The organism is uncultured Caballeronia sp. (assembly GCF_964243625.1).
GTDB lineage: Bacteria > Pseudomonadota > Gammaproteobacteria > Burkholderiales > Burkholderiaceae > Caballeronia.
Genome location: NZ_CAXTGZ010000447.1, coordinates 1 through 5031 on the forward strand (window position 1 = coordinate 1; position 5031 = coordinate 5031).

Annotated in this window: 4 protein-coding genes and 1 pseudogene; 2 read left to right on the forward strand and 3 right to left on the reverse strand. The window is 58.0% G+C overall.

Going from position 1 to position 5031, the window contains the following annotated elements; all coding sequences use genetic code 11:
• Positions 1-369: 369 nt before the first annotated feature.
• From ACFFAR_RS24215 to ACFFAR_RS24225, 3 genes are all read right to left on the reverse strand, one after another.
• On the reverse strand, positions 370-1233 hold the full coding sequence (locus tag ACFFAR_RS24215; RefSeq protein ID WP_174364439.1) for a cytochrome c oxidase assembly protein: 864 nt from the start codon (positions 1231-1233) through the stop codon (positions 370-372).
• A gap of 288 nt (positions 1234-1521) precedes the next feature.
• Positions 1522-3009 (reverse strand): monocarboxylate uptake permease MctP, encoded by a 1488-nt coding sequence (gene mctP / locus ACFFAR_RS24220; protein WP_062001134.1) that lies wholly within the window; start codon positions 3007-3009, stop codon positions 1522-1524.
• A complete protein-coding gene (locus ACFFAR_RS24225) occupies positions 3009-3212 on the reverse strand; it encodes a DUF3311 domain-containing protein (RefSeq protein WP_062001133.1) in 204 nt (67 codons plus the stop codon). The genes mctP and ACFFAR_RS24225 overlap by 1 nt, the downstream gene beginning before the upstream one ends.
• A gap of 306 nt (positions 3213-3518) precedes the next feature.
• Here ACFFAR_RS24225 and ACFFAR_RS24230 point away from each other — a divergent pair, with 306 nt between their 5' ends.
• Complete coding sequence (locus ACFFAR_RS24230; protein WP_174364440.1) at positions 3519-4913, forward strand: cache domain-containing protein; 1395 nt, start codon at positions 3519-3521, stop codon at positions 4911-4913.
• Positions 4910-5031 (forward strand): annotated as a pseudogene (locus ACFFAR_RS24235) (DNA-binding response regulator); the annotation flags it as partial. The gene ACFFAR_RS24230 and the pseudogene ACFFAR_RS24235, both read left to right, overlap by 4 nt.

A 5031-nucleotide genomic window follows, 5' to 3' on the forward strand; every position in this document is an offset into this window, starting at 1 on the left:
AGATTCTTGGCCGTGCGTCGTATACCATCGCGCGGCTAACGCTGATGGGAATGCGCAGCTTGCCTTCGAGATGTCTCCAATTATTGTTCGACCCGAGAGCGACCAGCGTAGCGATAAACAGCATGCCTAGCGTCTTGCATGCGCGCAAACGCTCGCGATGAACGTGGCCAAAGCAGCACCACAGCGACCACCAAAAGCAACTTTTGGGGTGCGGTTCACCCTTGTGGATCGGCGTTTCTTACCTATTCCAGCCGCTGACGGCTTTGCGGAAGTCGCTAGTCAGCTGACCTCAATCAGCGCACGTTCAAGTAGTAGTGGTAACCCTAAAGGAAAATGCGCTTGCAAGGTGCTTAAAGCGCTTGCGACCTTTTACTTCGCGAGAATAGGCTTGGTGGCCGGCTTCTTTGCTTTCGACTTGGGCGGTACGCGCTGCGGCAATTCGGAAAGCCGCATGAGATGACGCAGCGCCATCATTGCGCCGATTGCTTCGAGTACAGCGGCGGGTACCCACATGATGAGTCCGCCGAGACTCTGATCCAGCGTAGCAGGCACCGATGTGAATGCGCGGCCGCACAGCGTGAATATCGGGTAGAGATCGTGAGTTGAGAACGTGATGATGGCGCCGACCAGAATCTGCGGCGCCATGGTGATGACGGGTGAAAGCACGCGCAGGCCCGGCCGTGTGCGGCTGGGCGGATGCGGACGATGATCGAGCAGCATCCACCAGTACAGCAGGCCGCTTATGGCGACCGACCAGTTCATGAACGTATAGATGCGCGAGTCGAGCATCGCAACGAATTGCACCGATGGAATCAGCCAGAACACAACCGAGACGACAAACGCTATTGAAATGAACGTAGGATTCAGCACGATGGCCGCAAGTAGCCGTGCGGGACGGCGATATTGCCAGCGACGCAACGCGCTGCGCCAATGCAAGGGCAGCCCGGCCCTGAGCGCACTGCCCGGATAAGACGCCATCAGAATCAACGGTGCGAGGTGATGAAGGACGAGATGCTGAAGCCTGTGCACGAAGAATTCGTGCTCGGCGTAATAGTCGAGACGCGTGTGCAGGGCAATATAGAAGAGCGCAAGGCCGATCCAGAAAGCACCCTGACGGGTACGGCTGATTCGGATGCGGCGCGACCCGCGGGCGAACAGCACGGCAGTTCCAACGAAAATTGCCACGAGCCCAACAGATGGTTCCCAGGGGACGAGCAGATCGAATAGAGACATGGCGGCTTAAACAATGTAAGGAAGCACGGGCGTGCAGGGACGCTCGTCTTGGCGAGTCGAATGTTAGCAGTTGCGCAGAGGGGGTGCTGGCGCTCGAGGCTTTAGCTCGGACGTAAGAAACTCGCTAAAAGCGCTACGCCCGGTCAGGGGGGGCATACGCTAAGCGGGCAATGGACGCGTATTTCTTTTTTGATTGAGGCGCGTCGATTTGCCGCTGGTGAGAGTCACCTATGAATTGGGCGCCGGCACCACGGCCGGCGCCCAATTAAGACCGCTAATTTAGCCGACTTAAGCAGCCGAGCGCGTTGCCGAAGCAATCCGCGCCGGAAACACCGTCGACAGCACAAGCGTCACAACAATATTGACCGCCAGCGCAAGCACGCCGATATAAACCGGATACGTCGTGGCGCCTACGTGCAAAGCGTAGATAGGCTTGAGCCCTTGCATGAACACCATTGTCGTGCCAAGCCCAATCCCCGCCAGCCAGCCAATAAACAGCGCGGGCAACTTGAGCCAGCGCGTGTACAGCGAGAACACGACTGCCGGGAACGTCTGCAAGATCCATACGCCGCCAAGCAATTGCAGGTCGATGGCAAATTGCGTCGGCAGGAAGATGATGAAGACCAGTGCGCCCAGCTTGACTGCGAGCGACACCACCTTGGCATTGGTCGCTTCCTGCGCCGGCGTAATGTTCGGCTGAACCAGCGGCTTCCACAAATTGCGCGTGAACAGGTTTGCCGATCCAATCGACATGATCGCGGCAGGCACAAGCGCACTGATCGCGATCGCGGCCGCAGCGAAGCCGACGAACCACGACGGGAACAGCTTGAGGAACAAAGCAGGCACCACATCGGTTGGCGAAGTGACCTTTACACCAGCCGCAATTGCCATGTAACCCAGCAGCGCAATCAGCCCGAGCAGCAGCGTGTAAGCCGGCAAGGCAATCGCGTTCTGCTTGATGGTCTTCGCGCTCTTGGAGCTGAGCACGCCGGTCAGCGTGTGCGGATACATGAAGGCTGCCATTGCAGAGCCGAACGCAAGCGAGGCATAAGCCGTAAACTGGCTTGCCTTGAGCGTAATGCCCGTCGCTCCACCCTTGGCCGTAAAGAAGTGATCGGCGGCATCGAAGACGGATGCATAGCCGCCAAGCTTGCTGGGAATGAGCCAGATCGCCGCGATCACCACGATGTAAATCATGATGTCCTTGACGAAGGCGATCATTGCAGGCGCGCGCAGGCCGCTCGCATACGTGTACACCGCAAGAATGATAAAAGCGACGACCAGCGGCGTCTCACCCGTCACGCCAAGGCTCTTGATCACCACTTGCATGCCGACGAGTTGCAACGCAATGTACGGCATCGTCGCAATGATTCCCGTCAACGCGATAGCCGCGGCAAACCATCGTCCGCCGTAGATACCCTGCACGAAGTCAGCGGCCGTAATGTGATTGTTCTTCTGGCAAACCGACCAGAGCTTGGGCATCACCGCGAACACGAACGGGTACACGATGATCGTGTAAGGCAGCGCAAAGAATCCATATGCCCCGACTGCGTAGACGAGTGCCGGGACCGCAATCACCGTGTACGCGGTATAGAAGTCGCCGCCCACGAGGAACCACGAAATGACTGCACCGAACTGGCGGCCACCGAGTCCCCATTCGTGCAATTGCGTCATGTCGCCCGCTTTCCAGCGCGCCGCGAAAAATCCCAGCACCGTGACCAGCGCAAAGAATCCCAGGAATACGAGACCGGAGGTCCAGTTGAATGTCGTCGGCATTATCGGACCCACTTGTAAATGACGTACAGGATCAGCGACGTCAGCGGCACCCATAGCAGCTGATACCAATAGAAGAAAGGAAAACCGGCGAATGACGGACGCACGTCGTTATAAAAGGGCAGCCACAATAAGGCGACGTAAGGGATCAACAGCAGCAGCCTGCCGGCTGCGCGTTTTCCGGAGGAAACGCTTTCTGAACTCATGGATATCTCCTGGAACCAGTCTCTTTTCGAACTGGAGCCGGAGTATTAGCGGAATTTCGGTTGTCGCCTTCCGTAGTAATACGTAGACGCGGCGTGTGCTCTATGGCGCAGCGCTGCGAGGCTTAACACGCAAGTGTCTTTACAAGGTCAAGGGCGGAATCACCCTACGTAATACTACGCAGACGAAAGGTGTCTTAACGGCAGGTCGTGCGGAGGGATGGCACAATTCGAGGCTGGACAGGGATATTCGGCCGAACAAATCCAGCGTCCCAGCGGAAAAATTCAATGCGACTCTCTTTGCACGGGATGAAGCGAAAGTGGCTGATTCTCGCTCTTCTTCCATTCATCGGAGCAATGGCTACGATTGCCATTGCCGTAGCGTTCCAGGCCAAGGCCTTGTCGAATTCGGAGCAGCGGGAGATTGCAGCGGCTTACCGAAGCAGCAAGGAAGTCGAGCTCAAGAATTACGTCGCGCTGGCGGAAAGCGCGGTTGCGCCGCTTTACAACTCAGGTCGTGACGACCCCGCTACGCGCGCTGAGGCGCTGGCAATCTTATCGAAACTCGAGTTCGGTAGCGACGGCTATTTTTTCGTCTACGACCTTCAAGGCGATTTGCTGATGCATCCACGCCTGGCGCAGCTCGTAGGCACGAACCTCTGGTCCATGCACGATCCTCATGGCGCGCTTACCATTCAATCTCTCTTGGCAAAGGCTAAAAGCGGCGGCGGGTTTGTCGAATATTTATGGGAGCGTCCGTCGACACATAAAATGGAATCAAAGCTTGGTTATGTGGTGACTTTCGAACGATGGGGATGGATGGTCGGGACGGGCATCTACCTGGACGACGTCAATATGGCGCTTTCTCAAACAGGGCGGCAGGCGTCGTCGAATATTCGCCATACGCTGTTTTTGATCGGACTGGTCGGTGCGCTGGGGATGGGATTCATCGGCGCTTGCGGCATTGCAATGAACGTCACCGATCACCGCAGCTCGGACGCGCAGTTGAAGATCATGGCGCGTCAGGTGGTTGAATCGCAGGAGGCGGAGCGAGGCCGGTTGTCGCGCGAACTTCACGACGGCATCAGCCAGATGCTCGTATCCATCAAATTGCTGCTGGAGTCGGCGCTTGCGCTAAAACCTGTCAATGCCAGCCGGGACGATCCTAGCGGACCGCCTATTCACAACGCATTGGCGCAGACGAACCGGACGCTGGCCGAGATCCGGCAGATCTCCCACGACCTGCGTCCGGCCATGCTCGACGATTTTGGCCTCGGCGCCGCCTTGCGCCAGCTTGCGCTCGAATTCAACGAGGCGCGTAACGCACCGCACACGAACGTCACAGTCGATGCCGCAAAGAGCGATGCGCATCCGCTGCCCGACGCCGTGAACACGGCGCTATTTCGTGTCGCGCAGGAGGCGCTGACGAACATCCAGCGCCATGCGCATGCGGCCAACGCACGCGTCACGCTCACTTGCGCGCCGGGGCGGGTCGTCTTGACAATCATCGATGACGGTATCGGCTTCGGTTCCGGCGCAGTGCAGTCGGACCCGCGACGAGGTATCGGCCTGCGTAACATGCGCGAACGCGTGGAGTCGCTCAACGGCTCCTTCGGAATCGAATCGCGGCCGGGATGGACTGGCCTGACGGCTGCGATCCCGGTCGAATTCCCCTCAACCGTATCAAGCCACTTGAGCTCATGACAGGCACTATCGACATCTTGCTGGTGGACGATCATCAACTCGTGCGCGACGGATTGAGGCTGCGGCTGGATGCCATCGACGGCTTCCGGGTGGTCGGTGAAGCGAGCAATATGCCGGA

Excerpts from the sequence above, each read along its gene's own strand:
- ACFFAR_RS24215 (WP_174364439.1), bottom strand. The coding sequence starts at position 1,233 with ATGTCTCTATTCGATCTGCTCGTCCCCTGGGAACCATCTGTTGGGCTC.
- mctP (WP_062001134.1), bottom strand. The coding sequence starts at position 3,009 with ATGCCGACGACATTCAACTGGACCTCCGGTCTCGTATTCCTGGGATTC.
- ACFFAR_RS24225 (WP_062001133.1), bottom strand. The coding sequence starts at position 3,212 with ATGAGTTCAGAAAGCGTTTCCTCCGGAAAACGCGCAGCCGGCAGGCTG.
- ACFFAR_RS24230 (WP_174364440.1), top strand. The coding sequence starts at position 3,519 with ATGAAGCGAAAGTGGCTGATTCTCGCTCTTCTTCCATTCATCGGAGCA.